Genomic DNA, 23827 nt, shown 5'->3' with positions numbered 1-23827 from the left:
AGCAGAAAATTCCTCATTTGTCCTTTGTCATTTATTTAAATTATTGCCTTTATAACATTATAACAAAATGTTGTGCATAGACACACTAAAATTCCAAGAACGGTAGGAATTAAGAATGCAATAACTGTCCATTTAATACTTTTGGTTTCTTTTTTTATAGTTAAAAGAGTGGTTGCACAAGGAAAGTGCATAAGACAAAGTATCATAACGTTTATTGCAGTTAAAAGTGTCCATCCGTTAGAAACTAAAATATCTCTAAGTCCTAAAATAGAATCAACGTCAGCCATTGTTTTTTGTCTTAAATAACTCATTATAAGTATTGGCATAACTATTTCATTTGCAGGAAGACCTAAAATAAATGCTACTACAATATATCCATCCACACCTATAAGATTTGCAAAAGGTTCAAAAAAATTTGCACATAAAGTAAGAAGAGAAGCATCACCTATATATATATTAGCAAAAAGCCATATTACTATACCTGCTGGTGCTGCAACTACAACAGCTCTTCCAAGTACAAAAAGTGTTCTATCAATAAGAGACCTTACAAGTATTTTTCCTATCTGTGGTCTTCTATATGGTGGAAGTTCCAAAATAAAATGAGATGGTATTCCTTTTAATATTGTTTTTGATAATATCTTTGATACAAGAAGCGTTGTCAAAACTCCAAGCACAATTACACCTGCAACAATTACTGCTGCCATTATACTTCCTGCCTTACTTCCTAAAACTGCAGCTATAAAAACAGTTGATATAGCAATAAGTGTTGGAAATCTTCCATTGCATGGCATAAATACATTTGTAAGTATAGCAATTAATTTTTCCTTTGGAGAGTTAATAATTCTGCATCCAATTATACCTGCTGCATTACATCCAAGCCCCATACACATAGTAAGAGCTTGTTTTCCACATGAGCAGCATCTCTTAAAGCATTTATCAAGATTAAAAGCAATTCTTGGAAGGTATCCAAGATCCTCTAATAGCGTAAACATAGGAAAAAATATCGCCATAGGTGGGAGCATTACTGATATAACCCATGTAAGTGTTGAGTATACTCCATCAAGTAGCATTCCTTGAATCCATAAAGGTGTATTGCTGTTTATTAGTAAATTTATCAGATACTCTTTAATTTTAGCGAACATAATGCTTAGAAGTTCTGATGGATAATTTGCAAGAGATATTGTTATCCATAAAATTAATATAAGCAAAAGTATCATCGCTGGGATTCCAAATTTTTCTGAAACTAAGATTTTATCTATCTTATAACTTTTTTTATCATATGACTCTTTATTTGAAACCACTTTCTTTGCTACCGATTCTGCTTCTTTTATTATTGTTCTTATTAATTCAGACGATACACTTTTATCCTTCATATTTTGATTTGTCTTTTCTCTTATTAAATCTATTTTTTTTATTATATCTTTTGATATATAAAAAGTATCTGTTAATATATTTACTATTTTTTCATTTCCCTCAAGAAGTCTTAAAGATATCCATCTAAGCTTTTTGTCTGTAGCATTAATAAAGCCTAATAAATTTTGGATTTCATAAATGGCTTTTTCTATCTTCTCACTATAATTAATTACTTTTGATTTTCTGCTTCCTCTTACGCTCATATTATTAATCTCATTTTTTAAATCTTCTATTCCTATTTTTTTATTTGCCGCAGTTTCTATAGCAGTAACATTTAATATATTAGAAAGCATATCTATATCGATATTTATATTACGCTTTTTTGCTTCATCAATAAGATTAACGCATAAAATGACATTATCCGTCATTTCAGAAATTTGAAGAAAGAGATTTAAATTTCTTTCAAGTGATGTTGCATCTGCTACAACAACAACTATATCAGGATTTTCAAAACAGATGTAATTCCTCGCAATCTCCTCTTCTTCTGAATCTGAAAGCAGAGAGTATGTTCCTGGAAGATCAACTACAGTAACTGCTTTATCTTTGTAAATATATTTTCCAAGTGCATTTGAAACTGTTTTTCCAGACCAATTTCCTGTATGCTGATTAAGCCCTGTCATTGCATTAAACACAGTGCTTTTACCAACATTAGGATTACCTGCAAGCGCAATAGTTAAATCACTGCCTTTTCCTTTAGTTACGTCTTTAACTATCTCTATTCCTGTAGAATTTTTAGTAAGACCCATTAAATACTCCTCTCACAATTTTTACAATAATGATACTCTTATATATTCTGCCTCATCGCTTCTTAGTGCAATTACAGCACCTCTTATAAGATAAGCTGTTGGATCTCCCATAGGACTTTTAAATAAAGGCTCTATAATCGTATCTTCAATTATTCCTAAATCAAAGAATCTTCTTCTAAGTATTTTATTTGATTCTATTAAAACTACTACCGCTTTTTTATGCATATGAACTTCACTTAATACTTCTGTTTGTTTGTTCATTTATTTCACCTTTCAGTAAATAACTATTCATTAATATTAGGATATGAGTAAAAATGTAAATAGTTACCCGTTCGATTTGTATTTTCTTTTTATATATGTTATAATTAAATTAAATAAATATTCTGAAAATTCTGGCAGCTACAACCCTATGAGCTGACCAGAGGAATATTATTATTTTCCATAAAAAAAGAACTAAGGCTACTACAGTCTTAGTTCTTTTTTATTAATCTATTTTCTTATCTGGCCATTTCCATAGATTATGTACTTAGTAGTTGTGAGTTCTTTAAGTCCCATTGGTCCTCTTGCATGAAGCTTTTGAGTGCTTATTCCTATTTCAGCTCCGAATCCAAATTCACCGCCGTCTGTAAATCTTGTAGACGCATTTACATATACAGCTGCTGCATCAACTTTCTGAAGGAATTTTTGAGAATTCTTATAGCTGTCTGTAACTATTGCTTCAGAATGTCCTGTTCCAAATTTATTTATATGTTTTATCGCTTCATCAATATCTTTAACTATCTTTACTGCGATAATATAGTCTGTATATTCTTTTGACCAATCTGAATCGTCAGCTTTTATAATGTCATCAATTATTACTTGAGATTTTTGATCTCCTCTTACTTCAACATTATTCTCTCTTAAAGCTTTTACTACTATTGGGAGAAAATCTTTTGCTATTTTCTCATTTACAAGAAGTTTTTCTGCCGCATTACATACAGCAGGTCTTGATGCTTTAGCATTTACTACTATATTTTTAGCCATCTCAAAATCACATTTTTCATCAACGTATATATGACAATTTCCTATACCTGTCTGAATTACAGGAACTGTGGCATTTTTAACTACAGCCTGTATAAGTCCTGCTCCTCCTCTTGGTATTAGAACATCGATAAGACCGTTAAGTTTCATCATCTGATTTGCTGCTTCTCTATCAGTATTTTCAACAAGTGCTAATGAATCATCAGGAAGTTTTGAAAGCGAAATTCCTTTTTTAAGTGCTTTTATAATCGCCTTATTAGAATTTATAGCTTCACTTCCACCTCTTAGAATAACTGCATTTCCTGACTTTATACATAGTCCTGCAGCATCACATGTAACATTAGGTCTTGCTTCATAGATAATTCCAATTACCCCAAGTGGAACTCTCTTTTTTCCTATCTGCAAACCATTAGGTCTTTGCCACATTGAAATTACTTCTCCTACAGGATCATCAAGCTTTACTATTTGAGTAAGTCCATCTGCCATAGATTTAAGTCTTTCATGGCTTAGTGAAAGTCTATCAAGCATTGCCTGTGAAGTACCTTTTTCTTCTGCATTTTTTAAGTCTACATTATTTTCTTTTAATATTTCATCTTCTGCTTTCATAAGCTCATCTGCCATAAGTTTTAATGCTTCATTCTTATCTTCTGTTGAAGCACAAAGCATATCATAAGATGATTCTTTTGATTTTTTTGCAATATCTAATAAATAACTCATAGTAATAAATAATCCCCCTTCTTACTTGGCTACAAATAAAGTTCCGACATCATCCCCATTTAATATGTTAAGAAGAATATGCGGTTCACTTCCATTTGCAAGAACCATATTTACTCCTGCCTCTGTAGCCATCTTTGCTGCCATAATCTTTGTTGCCATTCCTCCAGTTCCAAGAATTGTACCTGCTCCTTTGGCACAATCTTCAAGTTCAGAAGTTATTTCTAAAACTTCATCTAAAAGCTTAGCGTTCTTATTTTTTCTTGGATCATCATTATAGAAACCATCTATATCTGATAAAATCACAAGAAGATCTGCATTTATAAGTTTTGATACTATTGCTGATAAATTATCATTGTCACCAAATCGTACTATATTCTCAATCTCGTCGATTGCTACAGTATCATTTTCATTAACTATAGGTATTATATTTTTATTTAAAAGAGTTTCAAATGTATTGCATACATTCTTTCTTATGTGGTGGTCTTCAATAACATCTCTTGTTAATAAGACCTGACCTACGATATGACTATACTCTCCAAAAAATTTACTATAAACGTGCATTAGCTCACACTGTCCAACAGATGCAACTGCCTGCTTTTCCTGTATAGACTCTGGTTTCTTTTTAAGTTTTAGTTTGTTTACTCCAACTGCTATTGCACCTGATGATACCAAAACTACCTGTCTACCAGAATTAACTATATCAGATAAAACACGTGTGAGCTTCTCTATTCTATTTAAATTAATATTTCCATTAGAATATGTGAGTGTTGATGAACCAACCTTAACAACTATTCTTTTTACATCCTTAAGCTGATCTCGAAAGGCCATTATTTTACATCCCCTTTAATAATTTACTTTCCGTTTGTTTCATTATTAATCTTACTATAGCTTTAAGATGTAATCAATTCATTTTATTTAAATTACATAATTAAATATGCATATAAAATGACACAATGTTCCTATCATTATAAAAACATGAAATATTTCATGTCTGCCAAAACATCCTATTCTTATTTTATCTGTTTTAAGTGCATATATAACTCCTCCTATTGTGTACATTACTCCTCCAAGTACAAGATAAAATATACCTAGTGTTGAAATTGCATGCATTATAGGGAAAAATGCAAATATTGCAAACCATCCAATTGCTATATACATTGTGCTGCTTACCCATCTAGGACATGTAACCCAGAATATTTTAAATATTATTCCAAGTACTGCACATGCTGATACTGCAATAAAAAGTTCAAGTCCTATTTTACCGTGTAATGCAACAAGACAAAACGGAGTATATGAACCAGCAATCAATATAAAAATCATAGAGTGATCTACTTTTTTAAATATTTTTATTATCTGAGGCTTTGCAATTACAGAATGATATGCCGCAGATGCACTATACAAAAGGATCATGCTTACTCCAAAGATTATTACAGAAACAATAGTAATTACTGATGAGTTACTTGTATATGCCTTTATTATCATTGCAATAAGTGCAAAAAGCGATAACACCGCACCAGTTAAATGAGTTAGACAATTTACAGGTTCTCTTAAATATTTATTCATATATATATCCTCCATTCAATATATAGTTTTAAAAACTACTTGTTATTATGATATAACTATCTCACATTAATAGTTATAATTCAATGCTCGTTTATGGTTACCTCTTCTGAATATTTCAAAATATCTTTTATATACTTGAATTTTCTCCTGTTTTCTATTAATATTAGCTTATATGTTATATCATATAGTTTTAATAACTAGATTTGGAGATGAATACATTTGAATAATATAAATACAGATGCTTATATAAATGAAGCAGCCAAAAATAATAATTTAAATCCTTCAGACATACCTGATATAGATTTATATATGGATCAGGTTATGCAGCTTTTTGAAACAAAGCTTTCTGATACAAAAAGATATCCTGATGATAAAGTCTTAACTAAAACAATGATTAATAATTATGCTAAAGATCATCTTTTAATGAAAATAAAAAATAAAAAATATACAAAAAACCATCTTATACTTATGAGTCTTATATATAATCTTAAAGGTTCATTATCATTAAATGATATTAAATCACTTCTTTTGCCTATTGTTGAATCTTTAGAAGACGACTCAGCATATCCGCTTGAAGAATTATATAAAACATATCTTGATTTATATAAATTAAATACAGATGAATTTAAAAATTCTTCAGAATTAGTATGTACAAATATTGAAAAATTAATGAATAAAAATCTTGATTCTTCCGATGAATTTTATCAGAAGTTTCTTCTTATTCTTTCTTTTGTAAATATGAGTAATATGTATAGACGCGCATCAGAAAAAATGATTGATAATTTCTTTAACGCAGATAAGGAGGATAAATAATGAAAAGTAGTTCCTATTTAAAAGATATGTTAACTTCCATAAATCATAAAGGCTACCCTAAATATAAATCCTTAAAAGGTTCTTATGACTTCGATTATTTTATCCTTTCACTAGAACATATACAATCAGATCCTTTCGCCTCTCCATCTAGAGTAAAAGTTTCTGTAAAAAATGACTATGCAATGTTTCCATATAATTTATATGATAAGAAATATAAAAAAATATCTCTTGAAGATTATCTTATACGTCTTTTTTCGAACAATATAAAAAAATATTTACCATATTTAAGTGGTTCTGGTAAAAGCGGACTAATAAAAATTTCTTCATGTGGTCAAGAAATAATTGAAAAATCTGCTTTATCTATTACAGATGAATATATTGAAGTTGGTTTTGAAATTGGTTTTCCAGCACGAGGAAGGACTATTCTTTCAGATGAACTTAAAAAAATATTTTTTAGTGTTCTTCCTAAAATAATTGATAATACATTATTATACAAAAATTTAAATAAAAAGGAAATAGAAAACCGTATTAATCTTTCAGAAGATCAATTTTATTTAAGAAAAGAAATCAAAGAAAAAAATCTAATTGCATTTATAAGAAATGGTTCAATTCTTCCTCGTGAAAGTGGAATATCACAAAATCCTTTAAAATCAGCAGTAAAATTTGTATCACCTAAATCTATGGAAGTTAAAATAACTCTCCCTCATGCAGGTACAATAGTTGGAATGGGTATACAAAAAGGAATAACACTAATTGCAGGAGGCGGATACCACGGAAAATCAACTCTTTTAAAAGCACTTGAACTTGGTATCTATAATCATATAGAAGGTGACGGCAGAGAATACTTAGTTACTGATGAAACCGCTGTGAAAATTCGTGCAGAAGATGGTAGATACATAGATAACGATGATATATCCCTCTTTATTAATAATCTTCCAAATAAAAAAGACACCACATCTTTTTCAACTGATAATGCAAGTGGAAGCACATCACAGGCTGCAAATATAATTGAAGCTATTGAATCTTTAACTAATCTTTTTCTTATTGATGAAGATACCTCTGCAACCAACTTTATGATACGTGATGATTTAATGCAGAAATTAATATCAAAAGATAAAGAACCTATAACTCCATTTATAGAACGTGCAAAACTTATATATAAAGAGCTTTGCATATCATCAGTAATTGTTGTTGGAAGCTTTGGAGGTTACTTTGATATCGCAGATACCGTTATTAAAATGGACAATTACATCCCTTATGATGTTACCTTAGATGCAAAATCTTTAATGAGTGGAGATATATTAAAAAGAATAAAAGACTCTAATGAAAACATAAATATAAAATTTACTAGAGTTATAAAAAAAGGTTTTATTCCAATCTCAAAAAAGGGAGTAAAAATAAAAGCTACTGCACAAAATATATTAATAAATAGGTCCTCTATAGACATGTCATATGTTGAACAGATTTGTGATTCTAAACAGCTTTTATGTCTTGGTTACATTCTTAAATATATTGACGAAAAGCTTGCAGATAATAAAAAAACAGTACAGGAAATTGCAGATGAAGTTTTAAATCTTCTTCAAAAAGATGGCTTTAATTTTCTATTTTCAGGTAATTTTAAGTTATATAACCTTGCAATGGTAAGAAAGCAGGACATTATATCATGTATATCAAGGTTCAGGGATTTAAAAATGTAAATTTATTAAAATTTCCGTTTTTTATCACTGTAGTATATGATATAATATTTGATAACTGGCTATTTTAAGCCATATAAAAATATGAAATGAGGTATGAAATATTGATAACTGTATCAAATGTTAGTTTAAGATTCGGTGGACGTAAACTATATGATGAAGTTAATTTAAAATTTACTCCAGGAAACTGTTATGGTGTTATAGGTGCAAATGGCGCTGGTAAGAGTACATTTCTTAGAATTTTATCAGGTGAAATACAGCCTAATACTGGAGAAGTTATTATAGACCCTGGCATAAGAATGTCAATACTTAAACAGGACCACTATAAATACGACAGCTACAATGTTTTAGAAACAGTAATAATGGGCAATGAAAAGCTCTATAAAATAATGAAAGAAAAAGATGAACTTTATGCAAAGCCTGATTTTTCAGATGCAGACGGCATTAAAGCTTCAGAACTTGAAGGAGAATTTGCAGATTTAAACGGATGGGAAGCAGAATCAGACGCTTCAAATATACTTCAAGGACTTGGAATTACAACAGATATACATACAAAGCTTATGTCTGAACTTACAGAATCTCAAAAAGTTAAAGTTCTTTTAGCTCAGGCTCTTTTTGGAAATCCTGGAATATTAATTTTAGATGAGCCCACTAACGGTCTTGATTTAGATGCCGTTACATGGCTTGAAGATTTCCTTATGAACTTTGAGGGAATTGTAATAACAGTTTCCCATGATAGACACTTTTTAAATGCAGTATGTACACATATGGCTGATGTAGATTTTGGAAAGATTAAATTATACGTAGGAAATTATGATTTCTGGTATGAATCAAGTCAGCTTGCACTTCAGATGGCAAAAGATCAGAATAAAAAGAAAGAAGAAAAAATTAAAGAACTTCAAAACTTTATAGCAAGATTTAGTGCCAACGCTTCAAAATCGAAACAAGCTACATCAAGAAAGAAATTATTAGATAAGATAGAACTTGATGATATAAGACCATCAAGCAGAAAATATCCATTTGTAGGCTTTAAACCAGAAAGAGAAGTCGGAAATGATATTTTAGAAGTTAAAAATTTATCAAAAACAATAGATGGAGTTAAAGTTTTAGATAATGTAAGTTTTCTTCTTAATAAAGGCGATAAAACAGCCCTTGTTGGAAATGAAATTGCAATAACTACGCTTTTTAAAATACTTGCAGGTGAGCTTGAAGCCGATGAAGGATCATTTAAATGGGGTATCACAATAACTACATCATATTTCCCAAGTGATAATTCTAAATACTTTGATGATTGTAATTTAACTCTTGTTGACTGGCTTAGACAGTATTCAGAGGAAAAATCAGAAAGCTATATAAGAGGATTCCTTGGAAGAATGTTATTCTCTGGTGAAGAAGCTTTAAAAGAATCAAATGTTTTATCTGGAGGAGAAAAGGTAAGATGTATGCTTTCAAAGATGATGCTTTCAAATGCTAACGTACTTATGCTTGATCAGCCTACAAATCATCTTGATCTTGAATCAATTACTGCTTTAAATAATGGTTTAAGAGATTTTAACAGCAATCTAATCTTTGCATCTCATGACCATCAATTTGTTCAAACAATTGCAAATAGAATAATAAAGATAAATGATGACGGATCTATAATAGACAGAAACATGGCATTTGATGAATTTATTAATTTCTTAAATAATAATAAATAAAATTAGATACAAAAAAGGGTGTAACGAGAGAAGTGTTACACCCTTTTATTTATATTAAATTGAGAATTTTAATAGAGATCTTTTTTATTTTATCTTCTGTGTCTTCTAGCGAAATCAACAAACTTAAATTTATCAGGTCTATGCCTTGATTCAGTATATTGAAATAGACTTGCATTATCAAGATATGTATAACTTTTTACTACAACGACCATATCAAAACTTTTCATATCAAGATATTTTTTATCTTCTTCAGTTGCGCTCTGTACTACTATTTCTTTTTTGGCATATGCTATCTTTAAGTTTAATTTGCCTTCAATATATTCATATATTGAATTTTCACATACTTCTTTAGTAAGATTATCAACATATTTTTTAGATAGATAGTCTTTATCTAAAATAATATTTTCGCCGTCAATATTTCGTGCTCTTACTATTTTCCATACTTTATCATTTAAACTAAGTTCCAGCTTTCTTCTAATAGACTCACTTGGATTAGTGCATTCAAGACTTTCTACTGTTGTTTTAGATGATGAACCAAGATTACTTGCTAATTCTTTAAAACTTATGACTCCTGAAACAGGAAAATCAAACTTGCTTATATCAAGAACTGTTGCACGTTTTCCTTTTTTCTTAAGAATATATCCATTCTGCTCTAAACGTGTTAATGCTTTTCTAGCTGTATCTCTTGAAACACTATATTCTTTCATTATTTCACTTTCAGATGGAACTGCATCATTTACCTTATATATTCCATTTTCAATTTTATTAACTACTTCATTATATATATTAAAATACTTGCTGCTCATTAATTCCTCCATAAACTATTAGTATATCATTTTTATTCCTATTCATGTATAAATTATATACCAATTTTTTAATTGATAAAATATAAAATTAATTAAGCATTATTTTATAATATATAGTTAATATTTATAGGCTTAGTTTCTTATTAAGTATGCAATTGATTCATAAGGTCTTAATTTTACTTTTTCTTTTAAATTCTGACTATCTTTATAATTTGTAATTAATATTGAACTTTCTTTACTTTCTAGGTCTTTGTCTAATTTTACTTCAGTATTTTCTCCATAATAATTGTTTAATACAATTAATTTTTCATTCTTATATTCTCGAACGTAAGCCATTACTTTAGTATCATCTTCAAGTATCATCTTGAAACTTCCATATGCTATTACATCATATTTTTTTCTAAGTGCAATGAGCTTTTTGTAATGATAAAATACAGAATCTTTATCTTTTAATGCACTTTCTGCATTTATCTTTTTGTATGATTTAGCAACTGGTATCCATGATGTACCCTCTGTAAATCCAGCATTTTTTTCATCAGTCCACTGTATTGGTGTCCTTGAATTATCTCTAGATTTAGATTGCAGTATTTTCATTATCTTATCTTCGTCTACACCCTGCTTTTTTAATATATTGTAATAATTAATTGATTCTATATCCCTATATTGTTCAATAGTATCAAAGTAAGGATTAGTCATTCCAAATTCTTCCCCTTGATAGATATACGGTGTACCTCTCATAAGATGTATACATGTTGCTAACATTTTAGCACTTATAGAGCGGTACTCTTTATCATTTCCAAATCTTGAAACAGCTCTTGGCTGGTCATGGTTGCACCAGAAAACAGCATTCCATCCGTTTCCTTTTTCCATTCCTTCTTGCCAATCTTTAAAAATATGCTTTAACTTCATAAAGTCAAAGTCCATCAATGTCCATTTGTTTCCGTTCTCATAATCAACCTTTAAGTGATGAAAATTAAATACCATAGATAATTCTTTTTCATCTGGATTTGAATATTTTATGCAGTTATCCATAGTAGTTGATGACATTTCTCCTACTGTAACTATTTGATCATCTTTTCCAAAAGTTTCTTTATTAAGTTCTTTTAGATATTGATGAATTTTATGTCCATCTGTATAAAATCTTCTTCCATCACCTTCATTATCATCTTCAAAAACTTCAGGCTTTGAGATAAGATTTATTACATCAAATCTAAATCCTTTTACGCCTTTTTTTATCCAGAAATTAACTATCTTATAAACTTCATCTCTGACATTTTTGTTTTCCCAGTTTAAATCTCCCTGTGTAACATCAAATAAATGAAGATAGTATTCATTAAACTTATCTACATATTCCCATGCAGAACCTCCAAATTTTGATACCCAGTTAGTTGGCGCTTTATTACCTTTTCCTTCTTTAAAAATATAGAAATTCTTATATTTTTCGTTTCCTTTAATCGCCTCTTTAAACCATTCATTTTCAGTTGATGTATGGTTAAACACCATGTCAAGCATAATATTTATATTTCTTTTTTTACACTCTTTTGAAAGATTTTCAAAATCATTCATAGTTCCAAATATAGGATCAATATTGTAGTAATCTGCAATATCATATCCATTATCTCTCTGTGGTGAAACATAAAATGGTGTAATCCATATATAATCAACACCAAGCTCTTTTAAATAATCGAGTTTTTCGATTATTCCTTTTAAATCCCCAATACCATCTCCATTAGAATCTTTAAAAGATTTCGGATATATCTGATAAACTACACTTTTTTTAAAATCTTTCATCTTATTTTCTCCTTTTTATTTATGGGCAGAATGTCTTTTTTCTGCCCATAAAACTTAAAATATTTTTATATAAATCCTTTTAATTTCTTTTTTCCTACTATTACTGTTAATACAAATGGTATAACAATTGCTATAAGCATACAGAAAGCAAACATAATCATATGTTGTGGCTGAATTGAAAGAATTCCTGGAAGTCCTCCAACTCCAATCGCATTAGCCATAACTCCACTTGATACTGAAACTATAGCAGCTACGGCTGAACCTGTCATTCCACAGAAAAATGGGAATACATATTTCATGTTTACACCAAATAAAGCTGGTTCTGTTACACCTAAGTATGCTGATATACAAGCTGGTATTGATACTTGTTTTTCTTCTTCATGCTTTTTCTGAAGATGAATCATTCCAAGTACTGCTGAACCTTGTGCTATATTTGATAATGCAATCATAGGCCAAAGAGGAGTTCCTCCAAGTTCTGCCATAAGCTGAAGATCAATAGCATTTGTCATATGATGTAGACCTGTTATTACAAGTGGTGCATATGCAAAACCAAATACTCCTGCAAAAAGCCATCCGAATGCAGATGTTAATGATGTATAAACAACTTTTGAAATAAATGATCCAATTGCCCAACCTACAGGTCCTAAAACAACATGAGCAACTATTACTGCTGGTACTAAAGATAAAAACGGAACTACAATCATTGAAATAACATTAGGACATATTTTCCTAACATTTTTTTCAAGGAATACAAGAACAAATCCTGCAAGTATTGCTGGTATAACCTGTGCTTGATATCCAATCATATGAACCGTAGCAAATCCAAAATTCCATGATGGAATGTCTGCTGCTGCAGTACCTGCAACTGCATATGCATTTAATAACTGTGGTGAAACTAAAGTGATACCTAAAACAATACCTAGTATCTGGGTTGTCCCCATTTTCTTTGTTATAGACCAAGTTATTCCTACAGGTAAGAAGTGAAATATAGCCTCTCCTATAAGCCATAAAAATGAATGAACACCACTCCAAAAAACTGATATTTCTATTAATGTTTTTGTACCATCTTCAAATAATTTTATATCTCCAATAATATTTCTAAATCCTAAAATAAGTCCTCCAACAATTATTGCTGGTATAAGTGGTGCAAATATTTCTGCTATATTTGCCATAACTCTTTGAAGTAGTGTCATGTTTGATTTAGCTGCTTTTTTTGCATCTTCCTTATTAACTCCTGACACTCCTGATACTTCAACAAAATCATTGTAGAAATCTGAAACGCCATTTCCAATAATAACTTGAAATTGTCCTGCCTGTGTAAAAGTTCCTTTAACTGATTTTAATTTTTCTATGCTATCTTTATCTGCAATTGATGGATCGTTTAATACAAATCTCATTCTTGTAACACAATGTGTTACTGCATTTATATTTTCCTTTCCTCCGACATATTTGAGTAGCTCTCTTGCATCCCCAGTATATTTTCCCATAATACTTCCTCCTTAAAATAAGAGTAAACATATACGTATAAGCTCTATGACATTATCATAACCTATACGTATATGTTTTGTCAATGTTTTCATTAAGTTTTTTATAAAAAATTTTTATCCTATTTTCGACATTTTTTATATGATCTATTTATGTATGCAAAAAAAGAGAATTCAAATTTTTGAATTCTCTTTTATGATTCCCTTATTTAAAATGAAAAATAGCGCTTATTTCACCATATCTCCCATTTAATATTTTCTATTTTGTATATTTATGATGTAAAAGTTCATGTGCTTTTCCTTCACCAGGCTTGCCCATATATTCATCATACATCTTTATTATAGCAGGGTTCTTGTGTGATTTTCTCTTTTCTAAGTTTTCATCTTGATTATATAAAACTGAAGCTCTTAAAGCTTTATAGTCAAATTTTTCTCTATCTATAGCATTTACGTGAGGTTGTCCTCCTCCGTTAACGCATCCGCCTGGGCATGCCATAACTTCGATAAAGTGGTATTGTTTGTTCTTAAATTCTTCGCTCTTAAAGAACTCAAATGAATTTGCAGCTCCATTAATTACAGCTACATTATATTCTTTATCACCAAATTTAACTGTTGCTTCTTTAATTCCTTTAAGACCTCTTACTTCTTTATAATCTACATCTTCTAGATCTTTTCCTTCAACAAAGTCTTTTGCACTTCTTAAAGCAGCTTCCATAACTCCGCCTGTAGTTCCAAAGATTACTCCAGCTCCACTATATTCTCCCATTGCAGGATCAGCTTTGCCATCTTCTAAGTCCTTAAATTTCATCTTTGCATCTTTTATCATCTTTGCAATTTCTCTTGTTGTAATTACTGCATCGATTTCTCTTAATCCGTCTATCTGCATTTCATCAAGATCTGCTTCATACTTCTTAGAATTACAAGGCATTACAGTTACAGTAAATACATCTTTAGGATCTATACCTGAAATTGATGGATAATATGTTTTTGATGCAGCACCAAATATCTGCTGAGGTGATTTTGCTGATGAAAGATTTTCTAAATATTCAGGAAAATAATTTTTAACTTGTCTTACCCATCCTGGGCAGCATGATGTGAACATAGGGAATGGTCCACCTTTTTTTATTCTCTGAACAAGTTCAGTTGCTTCTTCCATTATTGTCATATCTGCACCGAAGTTAATATCGAATACTTTATCAAATCCAAGATTTCGTAAAGCTGTATAAAGTTTTCCTGTAACATCTTGTGCAAATCCCATATTGAAAAGTTCTCCAAGAGCAGATCTTACTGCTGGAGCTATTGCTACTATAACATGTTTCTTGCTATCAGCTAAAGCTTCTTTTACTCTTTCTAAATGAGGCTTTTCTTGAAGTGCTCCAACTGGACATGCAGCAACACATTGTCCACATAAAAGACAAGTTGTCTCATCAAAACACTTATCTCCAACTGTTCCTACTGCTCTCTCACCATTTCTCTTTATAAATTGAATTGAATTTGTAGCAGTAAACTTCTTACATGCAGCAACACATCTTCCACAAAGAACACATTTACTTCTGTCTAATTTAATTGCATTACTTCTATTATCTATGTATTCTGTTTTATCTTTAATTATTAATGGTTTGCTGGCTCTTGCTTTAGTTTTAATAACAAGTTTCAAGAATTCACAGTTTTCTCTTCTTGGACATTGTCCACATTTAAATTCATGTTTATCAAGTAATGCTGATACTCTTGCCTTTACTCTTTCTTGAACTTTTTCAGTATTTGTTCTTACAACCATACCATCTTGAACTTTAGTAAGACAGGCAAGTGCAAGATTAGGTTTTCCCTCAATTTCTACTGCACAGACTCCACATTTACCAACATTTGAACAGTCTCTTAAATAACATAAGCTTGTGATGTTGATACCATTTTCAACTGCAACATTTAATATTGATTTACTAGGATCATCCACCTCTATCTGCTTATCATCAATTGTGATTTTTATCATAACCAGATTCCTCCATAAATATTTATTTTTTAAAAATTAATAAAGAACTACGTCTTCCTTATTATATATTACCATATATATTGTTAAAAATTAAACATTATTTTTCATTAAATTCTAAATTTATTTATTTTCCTATATTTCAGACTTATCTATATTAATTCCAAGTCCTTTAAGTGCAAACACTACTGTCTGAGTAGTTATATCATCAGAATTCATCTTTTCTACATTGAGTGATTCATAAATAGCCGCAGATGCAAAGGTTCCAAATATCTGATAAGCCATGAGTTCTACATTTTGTACTTGTATTTTTTTTAACAATCTTCCCTCTTCAAGTAAATCTTTCAAGACATATATGTATCCTCTAACTTCTTTTCTTAAATTTTCCTGCCTTTGTTCATTTCCCCATATCTGGCTCATTACAACTTTACACAAATCAGTAAATGTATACAAAAAAGTAAGTTGACCTTTACATATCTCTATTAGTTTAGAAACATAATCTGTATTAGAATTCTTTATCTTTTCCGCAAGCTTTCTAAGATCATTTAAGCCTTCTCTTATAACAAATTGAAAGATCTCTTCCTTACTTTTGAAATGATAGTATAATGTTCCTTTAGCAAGACCCGCATTTAAAGCAATATCATCCATTGTAGCCCCTTTGTAGCCCTGATTCGAAAATACTTTTATAGCAGACTTAAAAATCAGTTCTTTAGTTTTGTTCATGAATATCACTCCATTTATTTTTATTGAAATCTAATATTATTATATCATTTATCATCATTAAAGAGTTTCTAATATATAAATTTTATGATAGAATTATACTGTATCTGTATAGAAAGAGTGGTGTCATTTGATTTTATGATTAAATTTTATAATAGAAAAACATGTTCTTATGAAGAAGAATTAATTGCAGGAAAAAAAGCTATAGAATGGACATATGAATCTCCTCTTGGAAAAGGTTTTACTGAACTTATTATAAAGAAGAGAATATTTTCATCTTTATATGGAAAATATTGTAATTCTAAAATGAGTATAAAAAAAATAAAACCATTTATAGATGATTTTAATATAGACATGAATATCTGTAAAAATAAATCAGATGATTTTAAATGTTTTAATGATTTTTTTACAAGAAAATTAAAAGAGTCATCAAGACCATTTTCTAATGACTCAAATATATTAATTTCTCCTGGAGATGGAAGACTTATAGCCCATGAGAATATAAATATAGACAGTATAATCCAAATAAAACATTTAACTTATAGCTTAAAAGAACTTATTAATAATGATGAAATTGCAAAAAAATATCAAGGTGGTACGTGCATAATTCTAAGATTATGTCCTACTGACTATCATAGATTTCATTTTATAGATTCTGGCACAGTATCTGAAAACCATAAAATAAAAGGACATTATTATTCTGTTAATCCTATAGCACTTGAAAGAATTCCAAAACTATTTTGTGAAAACAAACGTGAATGGTCAATTCTTAAATCAGATAATTTTAATGATGTTTTAATGATAGAAGTTGGTGCAACATGCGTAGGATCAATAATCCAAACTTACAAAGAAAATTCAAAAGTTGAAAAAGGCGATGAAAAAGGATATTTCAAATTTGGTGGTTCAACTACTATTTTATTCTTTCAAAAAAATTCAATCGTACTAGATGAAGATATTAAAAAGCAGTCTTCTATAGGTTTTGAATGTAAAGTAAACTTTGGAGAACATATAGGAACTAAATATATAAAATAAATATTTTTAATATTTTATATTGCAATATTTTTTTATTTTATTTTTAAATTCTTTTATGTTTTTACCAAGTATTATAATATGAATGTTCATAGCTTCTGCTCTCTTTATAACGCATCTTTTTGCGGGCATTTTTGTTGAGACAAGTATCTTTTTAACATTGTCTCCTCCAATTCTTTTGCTATATACATCAAGTTCATTTAATGCATCTTCATCATATTTTTCACTATCTTTGCATGAAATGCATATTACATTTGTATCATACACTGCGATAACATCGAGTTCATTTGTAACGCGTATTTTTTCATTATTCCATACAAATGTGACTCCACATTTTACCTCATCAATCTGATAAATTTCTCTTATTATATTTGCCGTAAATATTTCGAGCCATGTACCACTTTTAAAAATAAAACTCCTTATATGTTCTTTAATAAAATCAACTTCTATAAGATTATTCTTATTCTTATATCTTATTATCTTTTTTTCATATAAATATCTTATCGAATTAGATATCAAATTTTTTTCATCTTCATCTATATTATCCATATGAACAACTACTTTGTTACATTCTGATGATGTATGTTCAAATATCTCATTATTATAAAGCTTTATCTTATACTTATCCCAAAGTTCAAGATTGTTATGTATAATGTTTGAAATTCTGACTATGTCATGGTTGTTTAAAAGATAACTTGAATCATTTATTATTTTAATTCCTGTTGTTTTAAATATATCTTCAAGAAACATATCTCTAAATTTTATTTTACTAATTGTAACTAAGCCATCAAATTCATATAATTTTTTTTTCAAAGCATCAATATAAATAACTCTAAAATTTAAAGACTTAGCCATATTTAATATTATCAGAGAATCTATCCTCTTTCCCCCTGTTATATTGATTATAGTATCATCAGCATTTACTTTATTAAGCAGTATTTCTGCTGATCTAGCACTATAATTATTCATAAGAAAATATCTAACATTTATTTTAGGGAATACTCTTTTATAATAAGCTTCTATTCGTCTATAAATTTTAAATTGATGCTTATCAAAAACATAAATAACATTATGTGGCATAAATTTATCTGTTGCTATAAGGTTTGCTTCATTATGTTCATCAAGTAAATTAATAAGTGTATTAATTCCCATATTTCTTCTCCAATCTACTTTTATAATATATAATATACACATTTATATATTATTTATTCCATAAATTGTTTGAATAAAAATAATATAGTCTATAATTAATATATAAATAAAAATTAAGGAGTGTCTGCTTTTGAAAACTGCACAAGAACTACTAAAAGAATATTTTGGATATGATTCTTTTAGAAAAGAACAAAAAGAAATAATAGATGCTATCGTAAATAATAACGATACTCTTGCTATAATGCCAACAGGTGGTGGAAAATCTATATGCTACCAAATATCATCGCTTATGATGAAAGGCGTAACACTTGTAATTTCTCCTCTTATCTCTCTTATGAAAGATCAAGTTGATAACATTAAAACTTCAGGAATAGATGCTGCATACATAAATAGTTCCTTAAGCATTTCAGATATAAAAAATATTCTCTATAAAGCTTCTATTGGTGAATTTAAACTTATATATGTTGCCCCTGAAAGACTTCAATCTAACGAATTTTTATCTGCAATATCATCTATTCAAATATCACAAGTTGCAATAGATGAGGCACACTGTGTATCTCAGTGGGGACATGATTTTAGAACAAGTTACAGATACATAAAAGATTTTATAAATCTTTTAAAAACAAGACCAGTAATAAGTGCTTTTACAGCAACTGCAACAACTCAGGTTCAAGAAGATATAGTAAAGCTTCTTGATCTTAAAAATCCAAAATTGTTTATATCAGGTTTTGATAGAGAAAATCTTTCCTTAACCGTATTAAAAGGAGTAAATAAAGATAAATACATTTTAAAATTTCTTAATGAAAATAAGAATGTTTCTGGAATAATTTACTGCCTTACAAGAAAAGATACCGAAAAATTATATTCAAAACTAATAAAGGCAGATTTTAATGCTACTTTATATCACGGAGGTTTATCATCTGAAGAAAGAGCAAAAAATCAAGATGATTTTGTTTATGACAGATCAAATATAATAGTTGCAACAAATGCTTTTGGTATGGGAATAGATAAATCTGATGTTCGTTTTGTAATCCATTATAATATGCCGCAAAATATAGAAGGATATTATCAAGAAATAGGAAGAGCGGGAAGAGATGGAGAAAAAAGTGAATGTATTCTTCTATTTGCACCAGGTGATGTACATATGTGCAAATACCTTATTGAACATTCAATAGAAAATCCTGAAAGACGTGCAAATCAATACGCAAAGCTTCAATTAATGACTCAATATGTCTACACAGATGGATGCTATAAAAACTTTATTCTAAAATATTTTGGAGAAAATCCTAAAAGTAATTGCAATAATTGTAGCAACTGTAATAGAAATGGTGAAATGCAAGATAGAACAATAGATGCACAAAAAGTATTATCATGTATATTTAGAATGAAGCACCCATTTGGTTCTACTATGATAATTGATGTACTTAAAGGCTCTAAAAATCAGCGACTTTTGTCTTTTAATTTCAATACTCTTACAACATATGGACTTATGAAAGAATATAACAAAAATGATCTTAAAGAATTTATAAATAAACTAATAGGAAATGGCTATCTTGATATGGTAGAAGGACAGTTTCCTGTTATAAAATTAAATAAAATGAGCTATAAAATTCTTAAAGGTGAACAAAAAGTTCTTTTAATTCAAGACGAAAAAGTAAATCGTGTATTTGAATCAAATGACTTGTTTGCTAAATTAAAATTATTAAGAGCAGAAATTTCTAAAGAAGAAAATTTACCTCCATATATGATATTCTCTGATTCTGCACTTCTTGAAATGTCAAATAGATACCCATCATCTATAAAAGAGTTTATGGATATTTCAGGAGTAGGAGAATCAAAATCACAGAAATATGGTGATAAATTTATAAATGCAATTACTGATTATATAAAAGAAAAAAATATTAATATAACTTTCACTTTTAAAGACTCATTAGATAGTAAAACAAAAGATGTAATTTCATCTAATGAATTAAACGTAACTACTGATGATTCTCTTTTAAAGGAACTATTTGAGACTAGAAAAAAAATTGCAGATTCAAAAGGTAAATTACCATATACCGTTATTCCTCTTAAAACTTTAAAGGAAATATCAGCGAGATATCCATCATCTAACGATGAATTAAAAGATATTTCAGGACTTGGTCCTAAAAAGATATCAGATTTTGGTTTGAAAATAATAAATACTGTAACTTCATATAAAGATAAAAATAATATAAACTCTTCATTTATATATAAAGATAAAATGAAAGTAATTATTGATGGAGAAACAAGAAAAAATGATGAAATAGTTATAGACAAATTAAATTCTTCAGAAAAAATATCAGATATATCAAACGAACTTGAAATATCTGCTTCAACAATTATGGGATATATAGAAAACTATCTAAGTGATGGAAATAGCTTTGTTTGTCCTATAGATTACTCTGAATATATAAATGAAGAACATAATGATGAAATAATAAATGCTATTAAAAAACATGGATATGAAAAAATCTCTATATTAAAAAAAGCTCTTCCTGATTCTATTACTTATGATTCAATAAGAGCCAGTATATTACAGACTATTTATGATTTATAAATAGTCTGTAATACATATTTCACCATATAAATTATTGAGTAAACAAAATCTAGTCTAAGAATAATATATATTATAACTAATCATCAAATAAATTTTTAAATTATCTTAAAGTAAAAGAATATAAAAAGATATTTATAAAATTTATTATACTACACTAGGAGATGAATAAAATGTATTGTTGTTATGACTTCCATAATTATATGGATAGATGTTTTAAATGTTTTGAAGATGTTCCCTCCATTTGTCAACATGCATATGGATATATATTTTTTTTATTTGAAGATGGGGATTCATTAAATTTACCAGCTGGAGAAAATAATTTAGTTTTCAATGGAAATTCTAATTTAAAGGGCATATCTCACGCAATATCATCAGCTGATATTATTATATTAGAGCCTGGCATATATGAAATTCATTATGTACTTGATTTAGGTAATGTAACTGCTTTTATAAAATTAAATGGAAGTAAAGTTTCTGATAGTAATTACATTGTAGATAATTCTTCTACAATTCTTTATGGTCAGACAATAATCAAAGTAACTTCAGCAATGTCTAACCTTAATTTGTCTATAAATACCCAGTCTCCTATAAATTTAAACAATGCTGGAAAAGATGATATTCTTTTCTCAGTTCTTATAAAGCGATTGGATTGCTCGATTTAAAATATTATATTAATTTAGTAACAATATTCTCTAATTTTCATATACTGTTTTATGTAGAAAGAAAAAAATAAATGTAAAAAACGGAGGAATTATGTATGGCTTGGCAAAGTTTGGTTAATGGTACAGAAACTAACGATGTTTATATAAATGCAATAGCAGAAGCAGAAGCAGGTTTATTAGAATGTATGAGTGATTTATTTTATAATAATGCCTCTCCTGAAGGAACACTAGTAGAAAATGTTAAATCAATAGCTGATATTGATACAGAATCATCTTTGATAAAAGATATTCTTTGCACTTATGCATGTAAAGAACTTACAATAGCAGATATTTTCAATTCACTTTCATGCAAAGTTGCATTAGAAAGTGCTTTAATTAAAGATGACTGTGATTGTAAATGTTCTATAAAATAATTAAGGAGGAATAATAATGTCAGTTACACCAACTCATTCAGACTTAGCGTCTGTAAGATCTATAATCGAATCTGAAGTTAATATTGTACAAGGTATGGCAGATTTATTTTGTAACCACTTAGTTGAATCATTAAAAGATGTGGTTAGTGAAACTCCAACAGCAGATGAAGTAGAAAAACAAATATCTTATTTAAAAAAAATATTATGTGGATATACTTCTAAAGAAAATTCAGTTGCTACAGTAATTGCAGCAGCTACTAAAAAAGAAGCTGCTGACTTAGGAATTTCACCACAAGTAATTTGCAAATGCTTAACTTGCTACTGTGGTAAAGATTGTTAAAATATAACTCATAAGGATGGTCAATATATGAATAACATTTGTGCTGATAAGACTTATTATCTAATATATGAAAAATATCTGTTAGAGATTCTTGAAGCTGAAGCTAAAATGTCTAAATGTCTACAAATACTTTTTTGTGAATGTTTTATGGAAGAATTAAAATGCGTAAAACCAATTGAAAAAAGAGTTGCTCTTACAAGTAATTTGCTTTGTGCATATGCTCACAAAGAAAAAGAAATGGCAAAATTAATTACGTCACTTAAAATTCCACCAGCTAGATATTTTCCAATAAGATGTAATAATAGGCAGCCTTGCGGATATAATTTTAGATATAGATAAATTTTAAACATAGATTTAAATTCTATTATTGATTAAACGCTTCATTTGTACTTGCTTACTAAATATTCTCTTAAACAATTTATCCCTTATAGCTTCCCTCGTATCTAAATATAAAAATTCATAATGGTTTTTATCAGCGACTTTAAAATCAGCAATTATTTTTCCACTTAAAATTAAACTTTCTTCATCTTCAAAATAAACTTCTAAATTAAAAATTCTATCTATTTTATATTCTTTGACTTCTTTTTCACTTGTAGAAAACATAAATGTGCTGCCACCAATTTTGTATATATCAACATCATAGCTTTCTTTTAAATTCAACTGTACTTCTCCTGTTAAGTTCCATAAAATGCCAAACGAATCCTTAAATGGAATGTAGTCAAATTCTGAAATACGCATCATATTGCCTTCATGATAATCTGACTTAATTTTACTCTCAAATTTGCAAAATGTCCCCTTTGTGTCCCTGTTTGTGTGTTTATATTTTCACTCTACTATTCATAATCTTTTAATTCCCCTAGTTGTTCTTTTTTATACAACTTTATCATCTTTATTCCTATTTGAAATAGAAAAAGGAATACTCAAAGCTCTTATTACTCTAAGTATTCCTTTTGCTTTTTCTCATTAATTATACTATATATACTTATATATTATTTTGATACTTTTTAAGTTCTGAGTTAATATGACAAAAGCATCTATTAACTCACTAAGACAAATTGAAATTCACCTGTACAAATCTAATTTCATATAAATTGACGTATCCATTGGACTATTATTATATGATTCAATTTCATAGAATCCAAATTTCTTATATAAATATATAGTATTGAACGTCAAATTATTTGATGCTAATATCATAACTT

General features: G+C 28.7%; 21 protein-coding genes. 9 read left to right on the top strand and 12 right to left on the bottom strand.

Features of this window, described 5'->3' with window-relative positions; all coding sequences use genetic code 11:
• Positions 1–35: 35 nt before the first annotated feature.
• The 5 genes from feoB to MTX53_RS00300 form a co-directional block, all read right to left on the bottom strand.
• A complete protein-coding gene (gene feoB / locus MTX53_RS00320; RefSeq protein WP_244834205.1) occupies positions 36–2159 on the bottom strand; it encodes a ferrous iron transport protein B in 2124 nt (707 codons plus the stop codon).
• 21 nt (positions 2160–2180) lie between these two features.
• Complete coding sequence (locus tag MTX53_RS00315) at positions 2181–2420, bottom strand: FeoA family protein (protein ID WP_244834204.1); 240 nt, start codon at positions 2418–2420, stop codon at positions 2181–2183.
• Positions 2421–2648: 228 nt separating this feature from the next.
• Entirely contained in the window at positions 2649–3896 is a 1248-nt protein-coding gene (locus MTX53_RS00310) for a glutamate-5-semialdehyde dehydrogenase (protein WP_244834203.1), read from the bottom strand.
• A gap of 21 nt (positions 3897–3917) precedes the next feature.
• On the bottom strand, positions 3918–4724 hold the full coding sequence (proB, locus tag MTX53_RS00305) for a glutamate 5-kinase (protein ID WP_244834202.1): 807 nt from the start codon (positions 4722–4724) through the stop codon (positions 3918–3920).
• An 87-nt stretch (positions 4725–4811) separates the two neighbouring features.
• Positions 4812–5459, bottom strand: coding sequence for a hemolysin III family protein (locus tag MTX53_RS00300; RefSeq protein ID WP_244834201.1), 648 nt, complete (start codon positions 5457–5459; stop codon positions 4812–4814).
• A 219-nt stretch (positions 5460–5678) separates the two neighbouring features.
• Between MTX53_RS00300 and MTX53_RS00295 the strand changes: the two genes are divergently transcribed.
• The 3 genes from MTX53_RS00295 (at position 5679) to MTX53_RS00285 (ending at position 9666) form a co-directional block, all read left to right on the top strand.
• Positions 5679–6272: a DUF1836 domain-containing protein gene (locus MTX53_RS00295; protein WP_244834200.1), complete on the top strand. Its 594-nt coding sequence runs from the start codon at positions 5679–5681 to the stop codon at positions 6270–6272.
• The gene (locus MTX53_RS00290) at positions 6272–7969 is read left to right on the top strand and encodes an ABC-ATPase domain-containing protein (protein ID WP_244834199.1); all 1698 of its coding nucleotides are present in this window, start codon (positions 6272–6274) and stop codon (positions 7967–7969) included. The genes MTX53_RS00295 and MTX53_RS00290 overlap by 1 nt, the downstream gene beginning before the upstream one ends.
• Before the next feature lie 101 nt (positions 7970–8070).
• A complete protein-coding gene (locus MTX53_RS00285) occupies positions 8071–9666 on the top strand; it encodes an ATP-binding cassette domain-containing protein (protein WP_244834198.1) in 1596 nt (531 codons plus the stop codon).
• 89 nt (positions 9667–9755) lie between these two features.
• Here MTX53_RS00285 and treR read toward each other — a convergent pair whose 3' ends face one another.
• From treR to MTX53_RS00260, 5 genes are all read right to left on the bottom strand, one after another.
• The gene (gene treR, locus MTX53_RS00280) at positions 9756–10472 is read right to left on the bottom strand and encodes a trehalose operon repressor (RefSeq protein WP_244834197.1); all 717 of its coding nucleotides are present in this window, start codon (positions 10470–10472) and stop codon (positions 9756–9758) included.
• Positions 10473–10604: 132 nt separating this feature from the next.
• On the bottom strand, positions 10605–12263 hold the full coding sequence (gene treC / locus MTX53_RS00275; RefSeq protein ID WP_244834196.1) for an alpha,alpha-phosphotrehalase: 1659 nt from the start codon (positions 12261–12263) through the stop codon (positions 10605–10607).
• A gap of 65 nt (positions 12264–12328) precedes the next feature.
• Positions 12329–13750, bottom strand: a complete 1422-nt coding sequence (treP, locus tag MTX53_RS00270) for a PTS system trehalose-specific EIIBC component (protein ID WP_244834195.1) — start codon at positions 13748–13750, stop codon at positions 12329–12331.
• A 256-nt stretch (positions 13751–14006) separates the two neighbouring features.
• Positions 14007–15734, bottom strand: coding sequence for a ferredoxin hydrogenase (locus MTX53_RS00265; RefSeq protein ID WP_244834194.1), 1728 nt, complete (start codon positions 15732–15734; stop codon positions 14007–14009).
• A 132-nt stretch (positions 15735–15866) separates the two neighbouring features.
• On the bottom strand, positions 15867–16454 hold the full coding sequence (locus MTX53_RS00260; RefSeq protein ID WP_244834193.1) for a TetR/AcrR family transcriptional regulator: 588 nt from the start codon (positions 16452–16454) through the stop codon (positions 15867–15869).
• 135 nt (positions 16455–16589) lie between these two features.
• Between MTX53_RS00260 and MTX53_RS00255 the strand changes: the two genes are divergently transcribed.
• Positions 16590–17483 (top strand): phosphatidylserine decarboxylase, encoded by an 894-nt coding sequence (locus MTX53_RS00255; RefSeq protein WP_244834192.1) that lies wholly within the window; start codon positions 16590–16592, stop codon positions 17481–17483.
• A gap of 6 nt (positions 17484–17489) precedes the next feature.
• On the opposite strand, the gene MTX53_RS00250 is transcribed toward MTX53_RS00255, so the two are convergent.
• The gene (locus MTX53_RS00250; protein ID WP_244834191.1) at positions 17490–18632 is read right to left on the bottom strand and encodes a DUF1887 family CARF protein; all 1143 of its coding nucleotides are present in this window, start codon (positions 18630–18632) and stop codon (positions 17490–17492) included.
• A 130-nt stretch (positions 18633–18762) separates the two neighbouring features.
• Here MTX53_RS00250 and recQ point away from each other — a divergent pair, with 130 nt between their 5' ends.
• From recQ to MTX53_RS00225, 5 genes are all read left to right on the top strand, one after another.
• On the top strand, positions 18763–21210 hold the full coding sequence (gene recQ, locus MTX53_RS00245; protein ID WP_244834190.1) for a DNA helicase RecQ: 2448 nt from the start codon (positions 18763–18765) through the stop codon (positions 21208–21210).
• 170 nt (positions 21211–21380) lie between these two features.
• Positions 21381–21872 (top strand): hypothetical protein, encoded by a 492-nt coding sequence (locus MTX53_RS00240; protein ID WP_244834189.1) that lies wholly within the window; start codon positions 21381–21383, stop codon positions 21870–21872.
• A gap of 95 nt (positions 21873–21967) precedes the next feature.
• Positions 21968–22285 carry a hypothetical protein gene (locus tag MTX53_RS00235; protein ID WP_244834188.1) on the top strand — a complete coding sequence of 106 codons (318 nt, stop codon included), beginning with the start codon at positions 21968–21970 and terminating at the stop codon, positions 22283–22285.
• Positions 22286–22301: 16 nt separating this feature from the next.
• Positions 22302–22625 (top strand): hypothetical protein, encoded by a 324-nt coding sequence (locus MTX53_RS00230; protein WP_244834187.1) that lies wholly within the window; start codon positions 22302–22304, stop codon positions 22623–22625.
• Positions 22626–22652: 27 nt separating this feature from the next.
• Complete coding sequence (locus MTX53_RS00225) at positions 22653–22964, top strand: hypothetical protein (protein WP_244834186.1); 312 nt, start codon at positions 22653–22655, stop codon at positions 22962–22964.
• A gap of 15 nt (positions 22965–22979) precedes the next feature.
• Here MTX53_RS00225 and MTX53_RS00220 read toward each other — a convergent pair whose 3' ends face one another.
• Positions 22980–23366, bottom strand: coding sequence for a hypothetical protein (locus tag MTX53_RS00220; protein WP_244834185.1), 387 nt, complete (start codon positions 23364–23366; stop codon positions 22980–22982).
• Positions 23367–23827 lie beyond the last annotated feature (461 nt).

The organism is Clostridium sp. BJN0001 (genome assembly GCF_022869825.1).
Lineage (GTDB): Bacteria > Bacillota > Clostridia > Clostridiales > Clostridiaceae > Clostridium.
The sequence above is the reverse complement of the archived record's forward strand: the minus strand, read 5'-3'. Positions and strand labels throughout refer to the sequence as shown.